Raw genomic sequence first — 16,727 nt, forward strand, 5'->3', positions numbered from 1 at the left:
GCTCCGGTCCACTGAGCGGAACCCGACGCGACAGGCGGACGACGGCGCATCACGCTGGCCGCGGACGACTCGGCATCGGGGGATGCTCATGCGCACACGGGGATGTCAGCAGGTCCGGTACGTGACGGGGCCGCCGGCCACCGGCTTCCCGGACACCCGGGACACGTCGCCGGACGGGGGCGGCGCACAGGCCGTCCACCGGATACGTCCGGCGGGGAACCCGGGCGGCTCCCACGGCGGGTTCGTCGGCCGGCGGGCCGAGATGCGGCAGATCATGACGGCGCTGGCCGCCGCGCGCTCGGGACGCGGCGGCGCGGTCTTCGTCACCGGCGAACCCGGCATCGGCAAGACGCGGCTCGCCGCGGAGGTTCTCCGCGCGGCTGCCGCGACGGGCATGATCACCGCACGGGGCCGGGCCGGTACGCTCGGGCCGGCCGTACCGTACCGGCCGCTGGTCGAGGCGTTGTTCTCCCTGTCCCGGGCCGGCCTGCTGCCGGACCCGGACGAACTCGGCCCCTACGGGCAGGTACTCGCTCGACTGCTGCCCGGCGAGCAGGCTCCCGGCACCGCCGTCGTGCCGCACCTCATGGTCGCCGAGGCCCTCCTGCGCCTGCTCGCCGTGGCCGGACGGGAGCACGGACTCCTGCTCGTGCTCGACGATCTGCACGATGCGGAGACGGAGACGCTGGCGGTCCTGGAGTACCTCCTCGACAACCTCGCGGAGCACCCCGCCGCGCTGCTTCTCCTCACCGGTCATGAGCCCTGCGCGGCGACCGAACTGGCTGCCCGGGCCCATCAGCGCGGGGCCGCGTCGACCCTCGAACTGCGCCCGCTGGAACGCCCGGACGTGCGCACGCTGGTCGTGGCCGAGCTGAGCTCCGCCCCGGGCGCGGCCGACGCCGAACTCGTCGACACCGTGGTGGCCGACAGCACCGGGATTCCGCTGGTGGTCGAGGAACTCCTCCACGCCGTGGCCGGCCACTCCCCGGACGGCTCCCGGAAACTCGCCGTTCCCGCCGCGGTCGTCCGCAATGTCCGATGCAGGGCCGGCCGACTCGCCCCCCGCGGACGCACGATCCTCGGCGTCGCGGCCCTCTTCGGACCCTGCTTCCCGCTGCCCGCGCTCCAGCGGACGGCCGAGTGCGACGATCGTGAACTGCTCACGGTCCTGCGGGCGGGGGTCGCCTCGTATCTGCTCGAACCGGACAGGTCGCGTCCGGACTGGTACGTGTTCCGGCCCCGGCTCGCCGCACAAGTGCTGTTGGAGGATCTCGGGCCGACGGAACGCACCGGATACGCCCGGCGCGCGGCGGACACCCTGGCCGAACTCCATCCGGGGCTGCCCGGCGAGTGGTGCGTGCGCGCCGCCGAGCTGTTCGAGCAGGCCGGTGACACCCGCGAAGCCGTCCCCCTGTACTGCACGGCGGCGCGGCGGGCGCTGGCCGAGGGCGCGGTGGAACGGGCGGTGACCCTGCTCACCAGCGCGCAGCGGGCCGCCGAGGCCGGGTCGATGCCCGAACTGCGGGCCACGGTCATGGAGTTGCTCCTGCACACCGTGTCGCGTGCGGCCCGGTTCGACGCCGTACCCGGGCTGACCGCCGCCCTCGAAGCACCGTCCGGCCACGAGATTCCCGCCGCGCGCCGGGCCGGCCTCCACGCACAGCTGGCCGACGCCACCGCGTCGGCGGGCCGGCTCACCGACGCCCTCCGGCATCTCGACGTCGCCCGCCGACTGCTCGGCCCCTCCCCGAGCGCCGCGCACAGCGCACCCGTCGACCTGGCCTCGGCCCGCGTGGAGCTGAACCGGCCCGCGCCCGACCGGCTGCGCACGGCCGCCGGGTACGCCCACCGGGCGGCGAACGCGGCCGAGCGGGCCGATCTGCCGGAGGTGCTCGGCGGGGCGCTGCTGATGCTCGGCCGTCTGGCCTCGGACCACGACGAGGAGGCCGCCGAGGCACACTTCGCCCGCGCCGGTACGATCGCCGATGTGCACCGGCTCCCCGAACTGCGGGTCCGCGCCGACGTGCACCTGGCCCGGAGCGCGCTGCGGCGCGACGGACAGCCGGCCGGGCTCGAAGAGGCCCAGCGGCGGGCCCTGCGGATCAGCGTGCTCCCGCCGGCCCACGAGAGTGGCTGCGTCCTCGCGCTGGACCAGGTCCGACGGGGCGAGTTCGAGGCGGCCGGCCTGCGCATCCGCGAAGGGCTGGCCGCCGCGACGCGACTACGGCTGCGTCCGGCCGTGGCGATGCTGCGGCTGGCCGACGCCGTGCGGTTCGCCCACCAAGGCCGGCGCGCCGATATGGAGGACGCCCTGGACCGGCTGGCCCCCTGCGTCGACGACGCTCCCGGCATGCGGCCGATGTCGTTCGGGCTGGCGCGGGCGTTCTGCTCGCTGCTGGAGGAGAACCACGACGCGGCCGAGCAGGAGTTCGCGCAGGCTCTGGCGTACGACCGGGAGAACCCCGGAGTCGGCGAGTTCGGGCCGCACGAGATGTACGGCGTCATGCTGCTGCGGGGTGTGCTGGCCGGGCGCGCGGGCCGACGGCACCACGCCGACGCCGACCGGGCCGGTGGCGGCTCCCGCTGGAACCGGCAGTTCGTCGAGGCGGCCCACGCGGTACTGCTGGGCCGCGAGGGCAGGCCCGCCGAGGCCACCGCCGCCGCGACCGCGGCGCTCCGGGCGGCGGCACCGTACCCGCCGGCACGCAACCTCTGCCTGCGCCTGATCGCGCGGTCGGCGTACGAGGACGGCTGGGGAGAGCCCGTCGACTGGGCCCGTGAGGCGGAGGAGTACTTTCACGCCGCCGGCGTCTCCGCGGTCGCCGCCGCCTGCCGGAGCCTGCTGCGCGGCATGGGCGCGCCGGTACGGCAACGGCGCACCGGCACCGAGCACGTACCCCTCGATCTGCGCCGCTGCGGCGTCACCGTCCGGGAGTTCGAGGTCGCCCGCCTGCTCGCCGAACGGATCGGCAACAAGGACATCGCCGACTGGCTCCACATCTCGCCCCGGACCGTGGAAAAACACGTGGCGAGCCTGCTCCGCAAGACTGGCCACCCCGACCGGAACGCTTTCGCCGCCGCCGCCCACGGCCTGCCGGCCGGCTGTACGCACGGGCCGTGGCGCGTCGCAGCCCTGCCTGCGGCGATGCCGGTCTTCGGTCCTTGGCAGGGGAGCGCCGAGGCCGAGTGACGGTCCCGGCGTCGCGTCATGCCGCCAGACCGACCGGCCGCGTCCGGTCGGTCTGGCCGTCAGCAATACCTGCGGCTACTCCAACCCGCCGAGAAAGCCGAAGCCGTCGGCCCCACCGCCGACACCCTGGATCTCCTGGACGCCTTGCCGTACCTGGAGCTGAGTCAGGTCGATCAGCAGCGGGGAGACGCGGTCGGCCCGGTCTCCCGTTGACGACGGTGCGCCGTTCCTCGGGCACCTCTGCGTCTGCCGGACGCCGTCCGGGGCCACGGATTCCTCCGGGCCGGTTCCTGGACGTACAGTCGCGATCTGTGCCTGACGAAGCGTCCGCTTTCCTCCAGTAAGGATCTTCAGCGGTGACGCTCAAGGGTGAGAACCGCCTTCACGACTGACGTGAGTCGGTGGTCGCTGCCGGACGCGCGGGTGCCGGCGCCCCGGCTGAACGGCCGGCCCCACCACCATACGAGGCCGGCGTCGGCATACCCACCCCGGCGAACCCTGAGCTCCGCGCGTCAGCGGCGGACCAGCACCGCGTGCGTGACCGTCGGCGAGCCGATCAGCTCGGACACCCGGTAGCCGTCGATCCCGTCGCCCAGATCGTGGAGCAGCCGCTCCCCGCGTCCGATGAGCACCGGGGCGATCGCCAGGTGGAGTTCGTCGATCAGCCTGGCCCGCAGATACTGCTGGATGACCGCCGCGCCGCCGCCGATCCGGACGTCTTTGCCGCCCGCGGCGTCGAACGCGCGCTGCAACACCGTCTCCAACGGGTCGTCCGTGAAGTGGAAGGTCGTTCCGCCTGCCATCTCCAGCGTCGAGCGCAAGTGGTGGGTGTGCACGAAGACGTCGTGGTGGTAGGGCGGGTTGTCGCCCCACCAGCCTTGCCAGGACTCGTCCTCCCACGCCCCGCGCTGCGGCCCGAACATGTTCCGCCCCATGATCGTGGCGCCGATGTTCCGATCGCCGCGGGTGAAGTGGTCGACGTCGATTCCGGTCTTGCCCGCGGCGGAATCCTCCATCGCGGAGACGAACCAGCTGTGCAGGTCGTCACCCCAGCCGACACCGTCGCCGAACGGCGCGTCGAGTCGCTGGTTCGCGCCGGCCATGAAGCCGTCGAGGGAGATCGTGACGTTGTGTACGCGGACCTTGGGCATGGTCTTCACCTTCCGTGTCGATGACCTACTCCTACCTGTACGTCGAACAGAGTCGGCCTGGCTCGACATCTCCGCGCGGGTTCTTTCGGCGTGCCGTACCGGTGTTCAGCACCGCGCGCCGGTACCGGGTAGCCGGCAGGAGTAGCGGCCGAGCGCGCCCATGTGATGCCGTACGCCGGGGGAGAGGCGGGCCACGTCCTTGTCACGGACGTCGAAGCCGTCCGCGCGCAGCTGTTCCGCCCCGCTCATCCTCGGCCGGGGACGGCGGACCGACCCGCCGCAGTCGATGTCGAGCACACGGCGGCGGGAACGTATCCGTTGTCAGGCAGGTCGGCCGTCACGGTCGACGGATCTCCTGGACAGCGATATCGGCGGGTCCGTCGTGGAGAACACCGCGTACCTGGTCCAGCGTCACTGACTCGGGATCGAACTCGGCCAGCCACCAGGTGGCGCCCGCCTTCGCGTAGGGAGCCGGGTCGGTGTCGGAGGGAAGGGGGACGGCGATGTCGTACGGAGTCGTCTCTTGCCGGCGGAGTTCGGTGAGGGTGGTGACGATGTCGGCGAGTTGGTCGGGGTGTTCGAGATTGACCGGGAAGAAGCCGTCGTGCCGGGCGGCGCGGCGTACAGGTTTGGCGTTGCCGGGGAATCCCGCGGCCCATACCGGTACGCCGGGCTGCTGAATCGGTCGGGGGAGGAAGGAGATGCCGTCGACGGTGTAGTGCCGTCCGTGATGGTGCACCGGCCGGCCGGACCACGCGGCGGTGAGGATCTCCAGTGACTCGTCGAGCATCTGACCTCGCTGCCGGTCGTCGATCTCTTCGCCGGTCGCGCTGAGTTCGCCGGCGAATCGGTCGCTGCCGAGTCCGACGCCGAGCGTGAGGCGTCCGCCGCTGAGCCGGTCCAGCGTGGCGGTCTCCTTGGCGACTTTGGCCGGTCGGCGGCGGGCGAGGGGGGTCACCATGGGGCCGAAGCGGAGGCGTTCGGTGGCGGTGGCGATCGCCGTCAGCGTGATCCACGGATCGGCCACCTGCCGTACCGGCGCCCGCCAGCGCAGGTGGTCCCAGACGAACACGCCGTCCCACCCGGCCTCTTCCGCCTCGGCGGCCAGCCGGGCGACCGCCATCGGGTCGGCGAGCTCGTCGAAGAGCGGCAGCCAGAGCGCGGAGCGCAACCGGGTCATCGTCGGCCCCTTTCCGTGTGCTCTAGCAGAGCCGGGACGAACGTGTCCCACAGCGGCTTCGGCAGGTCGTGCCCGGCCCCTTCGAGGATCAGCAGTCCGGCGCCGGGGATCGCCTCGTGCATCGCCTGTCCGTGGGGGAGGGGGCAGACCGGGTCGTGGTCGCCGTGCACCACGAGGGTCGGCGCCTTGACGGAGGCGAAGTCGCGGGACGATCCGTCGAAGGACATCGCGTAGTGGTTGACGAGGGTGGCGGCCATGTCGCGGGTGCGAGCCACGTCCCGCTCGACGAGTACGCGCGTGGCGGTCTCGTCGAAGTAGGGCGAGCCACCCGAGCACGCCTTCGCCGAGGCCACGACGTAGTCCACCACCGCACCGGGGTCGGCGGGGTCCGGACTATCGGGGATGGTGCTCATGAACTCGGCGGACGAAGGCGGGAGTCCGTCCTCACCCGTGGAGGTGGAGACGAAGGCCAGCGATTCCACCCGGTCGGGGTGGTCGACCCCGAGGATGAGCCCGATGCCGCCCGACATGGACCGGCACACGACGTGCGCGCGTTCGACACGCAGTGCGTCCAGAATGCCGAGCGCGTCCCCGGCCAGATCGGTGAATGCGTAGCCCGGCTGGCCCGGGGGGTAGCTGGTGGATCTGCCCGTGTCCCGGTTGTCGTAGCGGATCACGAACCGGCCGCCGCGCGCGATCCGCTCGCACAGCTCGGTTTCCCACCAGAGCATCGACGCGCTCGCACCGTCGATCAGCAGGACGGCCGGGGTCGCGGAGTTCCCGAAGGTCTCGACACACAGCTCGGCACCGTTGATGGGGAAAAGCTTCTCGCCGTTCGAAAGGTGATCGGTCATGAGGATCACGCTAGTACTCCAGCCGTAGATCATGATCATGGATGCGGCGACGCCTCGTCGGTAGCCTGCGTGTGTGGCTAAGACGTCATCTCATTTGGTGAGTCTGCGGTAGCAGATGAGGGTGCAGGCGATGCTGGTGAAGGCCAGGAAGTGCTCGGCCTTGCGCTCGTAGCGGCGGTGCAATCGGCGGCATCCGGCGAGCCAGGACATCGTGCGTTCTATGGTCCAGCGGTGGCGGCCCAGGCGGGTCGAGGACTCGATGCCCTTGCGGGCGATGCGGTGCTTGATGCCGCGTCCGCGTAACCATCGCCGCAGGTGGTCGTAGTCATACCCCTTGTCGGCGTGGAGCTTTCCGGGTCTGCGCCGGCGGCGTCCGCGCTGGGAGCGGATTGGCGGTATGCCCTTCACGAGCGGGATCAGCGCCTGGCTGTCGTGGAGGTTCGCCCCTGAGATTCCGGCGGACAGGGGCAGACCGGTCCGCTCGGTGATCAAGTGGATCTTCGAGCCGTACTTGCCCCGGTCGACAGGATTCGGGCCTGTCAGGTCCCCCTTTTCAGGGCCCGCATGTTCACCGAGTCGATCGCGCAGCGGGACCAGTCCAGTTCGCCGCGGGCGCCGAGTTCGTCGAGGACCAGGCGGTGGAGCTTGGCCCACACCCGGGCCTTCGACCACTCGGCAAACCGCCGGTGGGCCGTCGCTCCCGACGGCCCGAACGACGCGGACGGCAGCTGCTGCCACGTGCAGCCCGACGTGGCCACGAACACGATCGCAGCCAGCACCTCCCGGTCACCGTGCCGGCGTCGGCCGCCACCCTGGGGCCGCGACGGAGCCTCCGGGACCACCCGCTGGAACAGCTCCCACAACTCATCCGGCACCAGCCGCTCAACGATCGAGACCACGACCGACAGCCTATCGACCCAAATGAGATGACGTCTAAGACCTGGGACGAAGCGCAGTTGATCACGGACGGCTTCGGGCGTGTGATCGTCGAGTTGGACTGGTACGACGGACCGCGTGTCGGACTCGTTGACATCGACGGGAAGCCCCACTACTTCGACGGCTATGGCCAGTACTCCGGCGACGGGGCCGATGAGTACCGTGTCTGGCCTGCGAGCTCGGCCGCGGTGGAGCTGGAGCGCGAGCAATGGGCGATCTATGTCGACTGGAACGAGCGCCAGGGGGCCGGGGCCGCCTATCTGGGCCAGGGCGGGATCGACGCCCGCTACGACGAACTGGACGCACTGCTCGCGCAACACCGTCAGGCACCGGACGATGCGCGCCGGGTTGTGGGTGAGCTTCGCTCTACCGGCACCGGCCACCGGCCGGAAGGGACGGGCTACTGGTTCCGGTGGCATCCGAGCAGGTGAGGCCGCCGTTGATCATTAGGTGTTGTGTGGACAACCGATGATCACGCGGCGACCTCGGTCGCCAGCGTAGTGCCTGCCCACTGGCAGGATGCCTTCGAGACGCTGATGAGCCGGATCTCGGCCCGGTTCGCCCGAGTTGAACCTCGCCGCCGGGTAGCGCGGTTGGTTTCCGGGCTCCTGTCCGACCTGCCACGGAAGAACTGCTGGACCCTGGCCGAGCACGCGGGTGACGCGACCCCGGACGGCATGCAGCACCTACTCCACCGCGCGAAATGGGACGCTGACGCGGTCCGTGACGACATACGCGCCTACGTCGTGGAGCACCTGCACGACGAGGACGCAGTGCTCGTGGTCGACGAGACGGGCGATCTGAAGAAGGGCACGGCGACGGTTGGCGTCCAGCGCCAGTACACCGGCACGGCCGGCCGCATCGAGAACGCCCAAATCGCCGTCTACCTCGTGTACTCCGCCGTCCGCGGTCACGCTGCCATCGACCGGGCCCTGTACGTGCCCCGCTCGTGGACCGAGGACCCGGACCGCTGCCGGAGCGCGGGCATCCCGGCTGGCCTGACGTTCGCCACCAAGCCCCAACTCGCAGCGCAAATGGTCGAACGAGCCCTGGACGCGGGAACACCCGCGCGCTGGGTCGCAGGAGACGAGGTCTACGGCGACAACCCGCACCTGCGGACCGTTCTGGAACAGCGTCGGACCGGCTACGTCCTGGCCATCTCCAGCACCCACCCCGTCGTCACGCACGCGGGGAAGTTCCAGGCGAAGACTCTGGCCGCGCGCATCCCGAAGCGGGCGTGGCAGCGGCTGTCGGCCGGAGCGGGCGCGAAGGGCGAGCGGTACTACGACTGGGCCCAGATCGACATCCAGGGCCCCTCTGGTCAGCCTGACCCGCGGTGCCTGCTGGTTCGCCGCAACCGGCGGACCGGCGAACTCGCCTTCTACCGCTGCTTCTCACCTCAGCCGGTGCCGCTGTCCGACCTGGTGCGGGTGGCCGGACGGCGCTGGACGGTCGAGGAGACATTCCAGGCCGGCAAGGGTCTGACCGGACTGGACGAGCACCAGGTCCGCCGTTGGACGTCCTGGCATCGCTGGGTCACCCTGGCGATGCTCGCCCACGCCTTCCTTGCCGTTACCGCAGCCGCCGAACGTCACGACCGGCCAACCCCCGACGGCCTGATACCCCTGACCGGCAACGAGATCCAGCACCTGTTCGCAGCCCTGATCAGTCCTGTCCACGACCTCGCACACCGACTGCGCTGGTCACACTGGCGACGACGACACCAGGCCCGTGCCCGCCAGTGCCACTACCGGCGGCAGGCCGCCCTCCAACCATGAAGATCATGATCTACGGCTGGAGTACTAGGCCGATCGTCTCATCGTGAAAAACGATGATTCTCGATCAAGTCAATCGTATGGAGCGATTATGGTGAGCGCGGTGCCGGGACCGCGTGCCCACCGCGCTACGTGTCGCGGCCGTCGGGCCCCGTCCGATGCAGCAGCTCGCCGGCCAGGTCTTCGGCGGCTGCCTGGGCGATGTCGATGGCGCGGGCGGCCAGTGGTGACCGGGTGCGGCCGGCCGGCCAGTACAGGTACCACGTACTGGCGGGCGATGGTTGCAGCCGGTGAATACTGAGCCGGTCGTCGGACCATGCGTCGGAACCGTGGAGGGCGAGTGCGGGCAGTACCGCCGAGCCGATGCCCGCGCGAGTCATGGACACGATGGACTCGTGTCCCGCCGTGCGGAACACGATGCGCGGCCTCGCGCCTCCGACGGCGAGGGTGCGCTCCAGCCATGTCTGGTGGGGACCGGCCGGCCAGGCGACCAGCGGAACATCGTTGAGCAGCTTCACCGGTATCGGACCCGCGGGGAACGTGCCGGTACGGGCCACCAAGAGGTACGGCTCGACCAGCAATTCGACATGCTCGACGTCGCCTTCGAGGTGACCGTAGTGGAACAGCAGGTCACGGTCTCCGATCCCCGGCTCCTCCGGTTCCACCTCGGACAGCCTGATGTCGCAGCCGGGATGCTCGCTCAGCAGCCGGCGTACGACGGCCGGCAGGATCGTGTTGGTCGCGCCCTGGAAAGTACCGATGTCGATGCGGCCGTTGCCCGCCCTGAAACGGTCGACGGCGTCTGCCAGCGCTCCCGCTTTCGTGAGCAGTTCCCGGCCGTGCGCCAGGACGACCTGGCCCAGCGGAGTGATCCGCACCCGCTTGGGACCCCCGGGCCGGTCGAAGACCGCACCGCCGACAGCCTTCTCCAGCGCGGCGATCTGCTGGCTCACCGATGACTGCGTGTACCCGAGTCGCGCCGCCGCGCCGCCGAACGTTCCCTCGTCGGCGATGGCGGCCAGGGTCCTCAGGTGACGCAGCTCCACGTCGCTCATGAACGAAACGATACCTGTAAGCGATTGTATTCATCGAAATTCATCGCTTTTCATGATGTTCTGGGAGTCCTAAGTTCCCCGATATGACGACCTACTCGACACCCACTCCGGACAGGGCTGTGTCCGGTCGCCGGACGTCCCACCCGCGATGGGACCTGCCCGACCTGGTGTGGGCCCTTGCCGCCACGCACTTCGTGAGCCGGGCCGGCGGCGCCGTGCAGTCCCTCCTCGTGCTCTACCTGACACAGGAGCAGCGGCTCGCACCGACGACCGTCGGCGCGGTGGTGGCAGCGGTCGGGGCAGGAGGTGTCGGCTCTCAGATCCTCGGCGGCTGGCTGAGCGACCGGATCGGCCGACGCCACACGATGCTCGCAGGGTTCCTGGGGACCGCAGTGGCGCTCGTCGGGCTCGGATCTGCCGACACGCTGCCGACGATCGTGGCGGCGGCGGTCGGCGTCGGGCTGACGGGGGACCTGTTCCGCCCCGCAGGGTCGGCTGCGGTGGCCGACCTCCCGCCACGGCAGCGCGTCCGGGCGTTCGGGCTGCTGTTCTGGGCGACCAATCTCGGCTTCTCCGTCGCCACGGCAAGCGCCGGAGTCCTGGCTCAGCGAGGGTACGGACTGTTGTTCTGGATCAACGCGACGGCCTGCGTCATCGCGGCGCTGATCGTCTGGCGCTGTGTCCCCGAGACCCACCGGCCGACGCCCGGACAGTCTCGGCGGGCACTTGTGCCGACGCTCCTGCGCGACCGGCTGATGATCGCCATGGTGTTGGTCTACACCACCTACTTCACCCTGTTCCTACAGACTTTCACCACGGTTCCGCTCACCATGACGGCGGACGGCCACACCGCCGCGGCCTACGGCACGCTGCTGGCCTTCAACGGGCTCCTCATCGTCGCGGGCCAGCCCCTGGCGGTACGGCTGCTCGCAGACCGCGACCCCAGCACGGTACTGGCACTCTCCATGCTCATGGTCGGCGCCGGCGTCGGAGCCAACGCCACCGTGCACGACAGCGCCGGGTACGCGGTATCCGTCCTCGTCTGGAGCAGCGGCCAGATAGGCATCGCCGTCATGTTCGGCGCCACCTTCGCCGGCCTCGCACCGACGGGCCTGCGCGGCGGCTACATGGGCGTCGCCTCCACCACATGGAGCATCGGCGCCGTACTCGGCCCACTGGCCGGCACCACGCTGCTCAACCACGTCGGGCACGCGGGCTTGGGAGTGGTGTGCGCGGTCACCGGGACAGTGCTCTGCGCCGCTCAACTGGCACTGCGTCCGGCGCTCCGGAGGCGAATGGTGACGCAGGAGAGGGGCAAGATCCCTCCGGCCACTTAGGGTTTGTCGGAAGCCACGACTTGATTCCCGGCAAGCCCTTACCGGAGATCGTTCCCCGTCTTCTCAAGGGTGCCGGTGATACGCCTTGTTGACGATGCGCCAGCTGTCGTCGGCGTGGACCAGCAGGAAGACGTCGGTGAACGTGTCCGCGCCGTGCGAGAGTGTCATGGTCGCGGTCGCGACGGTGCCGTGGACGTCGAGGGTGTCGATGCGGCGGGAGCGGGTCGGTTCGTCGGGGGCCGGCCGGCCTGGGAAGAGGGCGCAGTACTCGTTCAGGGGCCAGGAGACGAATGCGCCGTCGCGGATTCCCTCGATGTGGGCGGTGGGAAGGAACGCGTCGCGGAAGTGGGTGGGGTCGCCGGTGGCGTGTCCGCGGATGTAGGCGCGGAGTGGTTCGAGTACGGCGTCCTCCAGGACGGGGACCGTGGCGGCGACGGCGATGTCGGCTTCCGAGTCGGCCGGGGTGCCGGCCAGGCCGGTCGCACTGCGCAAGGGGGTGTTGGACGCGGCGGCCAGCAGAGTCATGTCCTTGGCCAGCGCGCCGATGGTGAATTCGGCGGTGACAGCGTCGGGCTGGTCGGTGAGGAAGGGGCGTTTGCGGGCCACGAGCCCGCCGAGCTGGCCGAGTTCGAGGACGTCCAGCACCTGGGCCCGGGGCAGGTCAAGGGCGTCGGCTTGGCGTAGTGCGTCGCGCAGTACGAGGACGGCGCCGGCGAGGCTGTGGTTGGCGATCAGCTTGAGGGCGGCGGCGGTGGAGGCGTCATCGACAGCCCGCACGGTGCCGAGCGCCTCCAGTACCGGTCGGACTCGATCGAGCGCGTCCTGGTCGGCGGCGGCAAGGATGTGCAGGGCTCCGGCGGTGGCAGCCGGTACGGAGCCGAGCACGGGCGCGTGGATGTAGGCCGGGCCGAGTCGCCGGGCCAGGGCCGAGGCTTCGGCGGGGGCGATGGTGCTGGTGTTCAGCACGAGCGAGTCCGCACGCAGGGAGTCACGGACGTCGTCGAGGACCTGGCGGCAGGCGGGGCCGTCGAACAGTGCCAGGAGCACGAGGTCGGCCTTCGCGACGGCGTCGTTCGGATCGTCGGTCGTCTGGACGGCGCCTGATGTGTGCCCTGAGCGTGTCCAGCCGACGACGTTCCAGCCCTGGCCGGCCAGTCGTGCCGCGAGTGCCTCGCCCATGCGCCCCAGGCCGAGGACGGCGATCGTGTGTGGTGTGGTCATGTGCGCCACAGTGGTGCACCACGAGCACTGCGACAAGCGCAGAATACGCAGGTCAGCTCTGCGGAGTGCGCATATCGGCCGGGCATACTGGCGCCATGGAACTGACGGTGTGGCGGACTTTCGTGACGGTGTGCCGGCTCGGGTCGCTGTCGGCGGCGGCCGACGAGCTCCATCACACGCAGTCGGCCGTCTCCCGGCAGATCGCCGGGCTGGAGCGGCAGCTCGGCGTGGCTCTCATCGAGCGGCACGCGCGCGGTGTGCGTCCCACTCCGGCCGGCGAGGTGTTCCGCCACCACGCTCTGGTCACGCTCAACGAGGCCGACCGTGCCGTACGCGCGGCACGGGAGGCAGGCGACGGGGCGTCCGGCCGGCCCCTGACCGTCGGCGCGACACCCTCTCTCGCCGCAGGGATCGTCCCCGAGGCCGTCCGGGCCCTGATCCAGCAGGCCGGTTCCGTCCGATGGAGCCTGCTCCCCGGCCTGAGCGCAGAGCTGCACCACCGTGTGGTCACCGGCGATCTCGACATCGCCGTCGTCACCGACGCGCCGCCGGGCCTGCCCCATGACCCGCGGGTCGAACGCCGGTTCCTCGGACTGGACGACATGGTCGTCGCACTGCCCGTCGACCATCCAGCGGCCGGACGCGGCCCGGTGCACATGCGGACACTGGCCGACCAGACCTGGGCCGAGGACAACGACGGATCGGCGGCACTCCTGCACCAGCACGCCGCCCGCGCCGGAGTCAGCGCCCGCATCGACCTCACCGCGGCGGATCTGCCCGGCAAACTGGCCCTGGTCGCGACCGGCCACGCCGTCGCGCTGATCCCCGGCGTGCTGACGCGCGCACTGCGGACCGACGTCACCACCGTGGATCTTGTCGATCCCCCGACCCGCGGCATCTACACGATCACGCCACACCGCGACCCCCACCCCTGCACAGCGTCCCTGCTCGACCAGCTCACCGCGGCCTTCGCCTCGGTCCGTCCGGCCCACGCCGCTCACCGGCTGAGTGGTACAGATGCCCGCCTCGCTGGGCCGGCGCTTCACGACGACATCACGGAGCCGTGAGCCAGGGCTCTCCGTCGCCGGGATACCGTCGTCCGGCGATGCGCCTGAGGCGTCACCCGGCTGGGGGCGGACCCCGGATCAGTCGCGTGACCGCAGGCCCGCCATGTACACGTCCCGCGCGGTCATGCTCACCGCCAAGTGCCGAAGCAACGGCTCGAAGAAGGAGCGGCGATGGTTCGCATCCGTCACCGCTGCCGCGGCGAAGTAGAGCGCCGACACGGCCGCGATGAACAGGCAGACCTGGATCAGATCATCGGGGAACGGCACTTGGAATCCGAACAGCCTGCCCCCGGTGTGCGTATGCCCCGTCCATGCCTTCATCACGGAACCGCGGATGCTGAGGACTCCGAGAACATTGAAGAACAAGAAGGTCAGGGCGGAAAGGACGAAAGTCTGCAACAACTGGGTGAGGACGAGTACGAGGATCATGTTGGCCTGTTCGGCGCGGCGGAGAGGGACTGCCGGGGGTGCTCCGTCGGCTGCCGCGGGGGACAGCTCGAACGGTGTGCCTCGGAGATCGTTGCGCTCCACACCGTGGGAGTCGGTCAGGTCACGCACCTCGTCGGAGAGCCTGGCACATAGGAAGAGGACCGCCACCAGGCTGAAGAGACCGACGACCAGCCACATGTCGTTCCGGCTCAGGGCCGCCGCCACTTGCCAGATCTCGTTGGTGAAGAACCCGAACACGGTGAACAGGAGCAGCAGGGGGAGCGCCCGGCTCGTGAGCTCTCCCAGCAGGGCGAGCTGCCGGAACGCGGCCCGCAGCGCCCAGCCGAGAATGGACCCCACGCCGAAGTAGGCGCCGGCGAGGAACACTCCCAGCATCCCCGCCTGCTGGAGCAGACTCAGATACGGCGTCTCCCGAGGAGGCAGCAACACACTCGTGATCGGACCGATCGCGCTCAGGTCGGCGAGCGGTGGGCCGCTGACGACGAGCGGCCGCTGGACGCCTTCGACGCCGAGGGGCGTGTCCCAGCTGAGGTTGTGCGCGAGGTGCTCGTCGGCCAGGGCGAGGGGGCCGCCGCCGGGGAAAGGACGTAGATACGGTGCTTGCCGCGGATCGCGTCGGCGACGGCTTCGGTCGCCTTTTGGAGTGAGTGGGCCGGCAGCGCGGTGTCCAGGTGGTGGTCGAGGGCGGCCGACAGCGGTTTTCGTGCGGGGCGAGCGAGGAGGCGGCGGTCAGGGTCAGCGCGGTCGGCATGGCGTCCTCGCTGATCTGCTGGTCGGTGGTCCCGCTCGCCCAGAACATGCCGTCGGCCAGGGGCATTTGAGGGTGTGCACCACCGCCTGCTCCACCTGGGCGTCGGTGATGCTGTGTGGTATCCCGGGGTGTGGCCGGCCGGCCGGGTCGTCCAGCCGGTCCCGTCGGCAGGTCACGGTGGAGCGGGCCACGCCCAGCTGCCGGGCAACGTCGGCGTTCGACGGCCCCTTGCCGCATTCCGGGATGATCCGCGCCCGCCGGGCCGGGCCGTGAGCGGTCCTCCGCCGGTTCGCCCACCCCTCAAGCATCCGCCGCTTGTCCTCGGACAGCACGAGCGGGTCCAATCGCGGTCCAGGCACACCACCATCAGACCGTAGAACTCCAGGCCAGGACACTAGGGGTGCGGGGGCCCAGAACGGTGGGAGCTTCTGGAGTTCGATGGACGACACGATGATGACGGTCTGCCCGTCGACATCCATGGGGAGGATCGACAACAGGTTCTCGAACCCCTGATCCTCACGCCTGAACCCAGCGTCGGGGACTTTGCCGGGTACCTGCTGGTTCAAGGAGACCGAGCACCACCGCCTTTCCTGCGGCTGAAGCCCCAGGAAAGGCGGTGGTGCTCTGATGGTCGCCGAGGAGCGCCGGGCCGAGGACGTCTGGGTCCTGTGGAACGCGATCCGCCGGAGTTTCGACACCTGGCACGGACTGCCGCGCCGCCTGCTGCTCGCGGCTGGCGTGGCTTACACCTTTGAGTACGTCAGTGTCTCGAAGCGTCCACAGCGAGACGAGAGCATCGACGAGGGGGATCGCCGAGATGCTGATCGAACGGCGTCGGCACTACGGCCAGATCCTGGACGAGTTGGCCGGTGGGTGAAACGCCGGGAGGTCAGGGGAAGTCCGGGCACTCCGCTGCGAAACCCTCCGAGACCGGCTGCCACACGCCGCGCTGCTCACGCGCGGTCAGTCGGTCTGTCTCCGCGGCGGCCTCGATCAGCTGGGTGGTGGTCAAGGGGACAGCGGCTACGAACACCCTCCCGAGATGACGGCAGTGCTGCACCGGACGGAGTTCATCCGCGTACGGCTCGTCGGCGACCGCAAACAGGTCGGACAAGGTCCAGCCCAGCGGGCCGGCCACGGCACGAAGCTGGTACCGCCGGTGCGGACTCGGTTCCCAGCGCGAAACCATCCCGAACAGCGTGCTCAGGGACAGTCCCATGAACGGCAGTTCGCGGACGCCGAAGCCGCGATTGCGGATCAGCCCGTTGAGTACGGCGCCGAAACCGGTCTCGGCGGCGGGGTGGTACGGAGAGGCCGGTTGCGCGAAGGGTGTCGGAGCGGCGAGCCGCGGCAGCGAGCGGACGAAGTCCTCCACCGAGGCCATCTGCGAGTGGTCGCAGTGGCTGACGCGGTAGGCGAACTGCTTCATGACCTTGGCGTCGCGTTCCGGGGGAAGGAGTTCCGCCGGCACCGGGTGGCCCGCGACGACCAGCAGGTCGGCAGCCGGTATGTCGAGTTCGGCAGCGAGTTCGGTAAGTCGCTCCGGGGCGGCGTCGGTTCCGCTCGCGGCGAGGTTGCTGAGAATGTCGGCCCGTTCCATGGGAGGAAGGTAGCGAGTTGGCCGACCGCGCGCCGGGGCTGTCGGTGACGCGGCAGGGCCTGAGTGCACGGCGTTGGTCAGCACCGGCAGAATGCCCTGGTCGGCGGCGAACGCCAGCGAACGCGCCGCGTGCCGCACCGACCCGAACCCGGTGCCCGCG

General features: G+C 70.4%; 16 protein-coding genes. 6 read left to right on the plus strand and 10 right to left on the minus strand.

Features of this window, described 5'->3' with window-relative positions:
* The first annotated feature begins 121 nt into the window (after nucleotides 1-121).
* On the plus strand, nucleotides 122-3,190 hold the full coding sequence (locus ABZX85_RS42465; RefSeq protein WP_355881918.1) for an AAA family ATPase: 3,069 nt from the start codon (nucleotides 122-124) through the stop codon (nucleotides 3,188-3,190).
* A gap of 75 nt (nucleotides 3,191-3,265) precedes the next feature.
* Here the strand turns inward: ABZX85_RS42465 and ABZX85_RS42470 are convergent, their stop codons facing one another.
* The 6 genes from ABZX85_RS42470 to ABZX85_RS42495 form a co-directional block, all read right to left on the minus strand.
* Entirely contained in the window at nucleotides 3,266-3,460 is a 195-nt protein-coding gene (locus ABZX85_RS42470; protein ID WP_355881921.1) for a hypothetical protein, read from the minus strand.
* A gap of 242 nt (nucleotides 3,461-3,702) precedes the next feature.
* The gene (locus tag ABZX85_RS42475; RefSeq protein WP_355881924.1) at nucleotides 3,703-4,341 is read right to left on the minus strand and encodes a dihydrofolate reductase family protein; all 639 of its coding nucleotides are present in this window, start codon (nucleotides 4,339-4,341) and stop codon (nucleotides 3,703-3,705) included.
* A gap of 105 nt (nucleotides 4,342-4,446) precedes the next feature.
* Nucleotides 4,447-4,638 (minus strand): hypothetical protein, encoded by a 192-nt coding sequence (locus tag ABZX85_RS42480; protein ID WP_355881927.1) that lies wholly within the window; start codon nucleotides 4,636-4,638, stop codon nucleotides 4,447-4,449.
* A gap of 40 nt (nucleotides 4,639-4,678) precedes the next feature.
* Nucleotides 4,679-5,521: an LLM class flavin-dependent oxidoreductase gene (locus tag ABZX85_RS42485; protein WP_355881930.1), complete on the minus strand. Its 843-nt coding sequence runs from the start codon at nucleotides 5,519-5,521 to the stop codon at nucleotides 4,679-4,681.
* A complete protein-coding gene (locus ABZX85_RS42490; protein ID WP_355881933.1) occupies nucleotides 5,518-6,375 on the minus strand; it encodes an alpha/beta hydrolase in 858 nt (285 codons plus the stop codon). Before ABZX85_RS42490 ends, ABZX85_RS42485 begins: the two co-directional genes overlap by 4 nt.
* Before the next feature lie 90 nt (nucleotides 6,376-6,465).
* Nucleotides 6,466-7,265, minus strand: a protein-coding gene (locus tag ABZX85_RS42495; protein ID WP_355881973.1) for an IS5 family transposase whose coding sequence is annotated in 2 segments (ribosomal slippage) — nucleotides 6,466-6,927 and nucleotides 6,930-7,265 — 798 coding nt in all. Because the reading frame shifts where the segments join, the coding sequence is not laid out codon by codon here.
* Nucleotides 7,266-7,301: 36 nt separating this feature from the next.
* Here ABZX85_RS42495 and ABZX85_RS42500 point away from each other — a divergent pair.
* Nucleotides 7,302-7,742 (plus strand): hypothetical protein, encoded by a 441-nt coding sequence (locus tag ABZX85_RS42500; protein ID WP_355881936.1) that lies wholly within the window; start codon nucleotides 7,302-7,304, stop codon nucleotides 7,740-7,742.
* 105 nt (nucleotides 7,743-7,847) lie between these two features.
* A complete protein-coding gene (locus ABZX85_RS42505; protein ID WP_355881939.1) occupies nucleotides 7,848-9,089 on the plus strand; it encodes an IS701 family transposase in 1,242 nt (413 codons plus the stop codon).
* Between the two features lie 125 nt (nucleotides 9,090-9,214).
* On the opposite strand, the gene ABZX85_RS42510 is transcribed toward ABZX85_RS42505, so the two are convergent.
* Nucleotides 9,215-10,141: a LysR family transcriptional regulator gene (locus ABZX85_RS42510; protein WP_355881942.1), complete on the minus strand. Its 927-nt coding sequence runs from the start codon at nucleotides 10,139-10,141 to the stop codon at nucleotides 9,215-9,217.
* A gap of 83 nt (nucleotides 10,142-10,224) precedes the next feature.
* Between ABZX85_RS42510 and ABZX85_RS42515 the strand changes: the two genes are divergently transcribed.
* Nucleotides 10,225-11,478, plus strand: a complete 1,254-nt coding sequence (locus ABZX85_RS42515) for an MFS transporter (protein ID WP_355881945.1) — start codon at nucleotides 10,225-10,227, stop codon at nucleotides 11,476-11,478.
* A gap of 63 nt (nucleotides 11,479-11,541) precedes the next feature.
* Here ABZX85_RS42515 and ABZX85_RS42520 read toward each other — a convergent pair whose 3' ends face one another.
* On the minus strand, nucleotides 11,542-12,708 hold the full coding sequence (locus ABZX85_RS42520; protein WP_355881948.1) for a nuclear transport factor 2 family protein: 1,167 nt from the start codon (nucleotides 12,706-12,708) through the stop codon (nucleotides 11,542-11,544).
* Nucleotides 12,709-12,794: 86 nt separating this feature from the next.
* On the opposite strand from ABZX85_RS42520, the gene ABZX85_RS42525 reads away from it, so the two are divergent.
* Nucleotides 12,795-13,766 carry a LysR family transcriptional regulator gene (locus ABZX85_RS42525; protein WP_355881951.1) on the plus strand — a complete coding sequence of 324 codons (972 nt, stop codon included), beginning with the start codon at nucleotides 12,795-12,797 and terminating at the stop codon, nucleotides 13,764-13,766.
* A 78-nt stretch (nucleotides 13,767-13,844) separates the two neighbouring features.
* Here the strand turns inward: ABZX85_RS42525 and ABZX85_RS42530 are convergent, their stop codons facing one another.
* Entirely contained in the window at nucleotides 13,845-14,645 is an 801-nt protein-coding gene (locus ABZX85_RS42530; RefSeq protein ID WP_355881954.1) for a hypothetical protein, read from the minus strand.
* A 218-nt stretch (nucleotides 14,646-14,863) separates the two neighbouring features.
* On the opposite strand from ABZX85_RS42530, the gene ABZX85_RS42535 reads away from it, so the two are divergent.
* A complete protein-coding gene (locus ABZX85_RS42535; protein WP_355881956.1) occupies nucleotides 14,864-15,037 on the plus strand; it encodes a hypothetical protein in 174 nt (57 codons plus the stop codon).
* A gap of 819 nt (nucleotides 15,038-15,856) precedes the next feature.
* Here ABZX85_RS42535 and ABZX85_RS42540 read toward each other — a convergent pair.
* Nucleotides 15,857-16,727: hypothetical protein (locus ABZX85_RS42540; protein WP_355881959.1), on the minus strand; the 871-nt coding region annotated here is incomplete at its 5' end.

It is taken from the genome of Streptomyces sp. NPDC004539 (genome assembly GCF_040610055.1).
Lineage (GTDB): Bacteria > Actinomycetota > Actinomycetes > Streptomycetales > Streptomycetaceae > Streptomyces.

What these genes read in the sequence shown, in the direction of transcription:
- ABZX85_RS42475 (WP_355881924.1), bottom strand. Translation starts at nt 4,341, where the DNA reads ATGCCCAAGGTCCGCGTACACAACGTCACGATCTCCCTCGACGGCTTC.
- ABZX85_RS42485 (WP_355881930.1), bottom strand. Translation starts at nt 5,521, where the DNA reads ATGACCCGGTTGCGCTCCGCGCTCTGGCTGCCGCTCTTCGACGAGCTC.
- ABZX85_RS42490 (WP_355881933.1), bottom strand. Translation starts at nt 6,375, where the DNA reads ATGACCGATCACCTTTCGAACGGCGAGAAGCTTTTCCCCATCAACGGT.
- ABZX85_RS42500 (WP_355881936.1), top strand. Translation starts at nt 7,302, where the DNA reads ATGACGTCTAAGACCTGGGACGAAGCGCAGTTGATCACGGACGGCTTC.
- ABZX85_RS42505 (WP_355881939.1), top strand. Translation starts at nt 7,848, where the DNA reads ATGAGCCGGATCTCGGCCCGGTTCGCCCGAGTTGAACCTCGCCGCCGG.
- ABZX85_RS42510 (WP_355881942.1), bottom strand. Translation starts at nt 10,141, where the DNA reads ATGAGCGACGTGGAGCTGCGTCACCTGAGGACCCTGGCCGCCATCGCC.
- ABZX85_RS42515 (WP_355881945.1), top strand. Translation starts at nt 10,225, where the DNA reads ATGACGACCTACTCGACACCCACTCCGGACAGGGCTGTGTCCGGTCGC.
- ABZX85_RS42525 (WP_355881951.1), top strand. Translation starts at nt 12,795, where the DNA reads ATGGAACTGACGGTGTGGCGGACTTTCGTGACGGTGTGCCGGCTCGGG.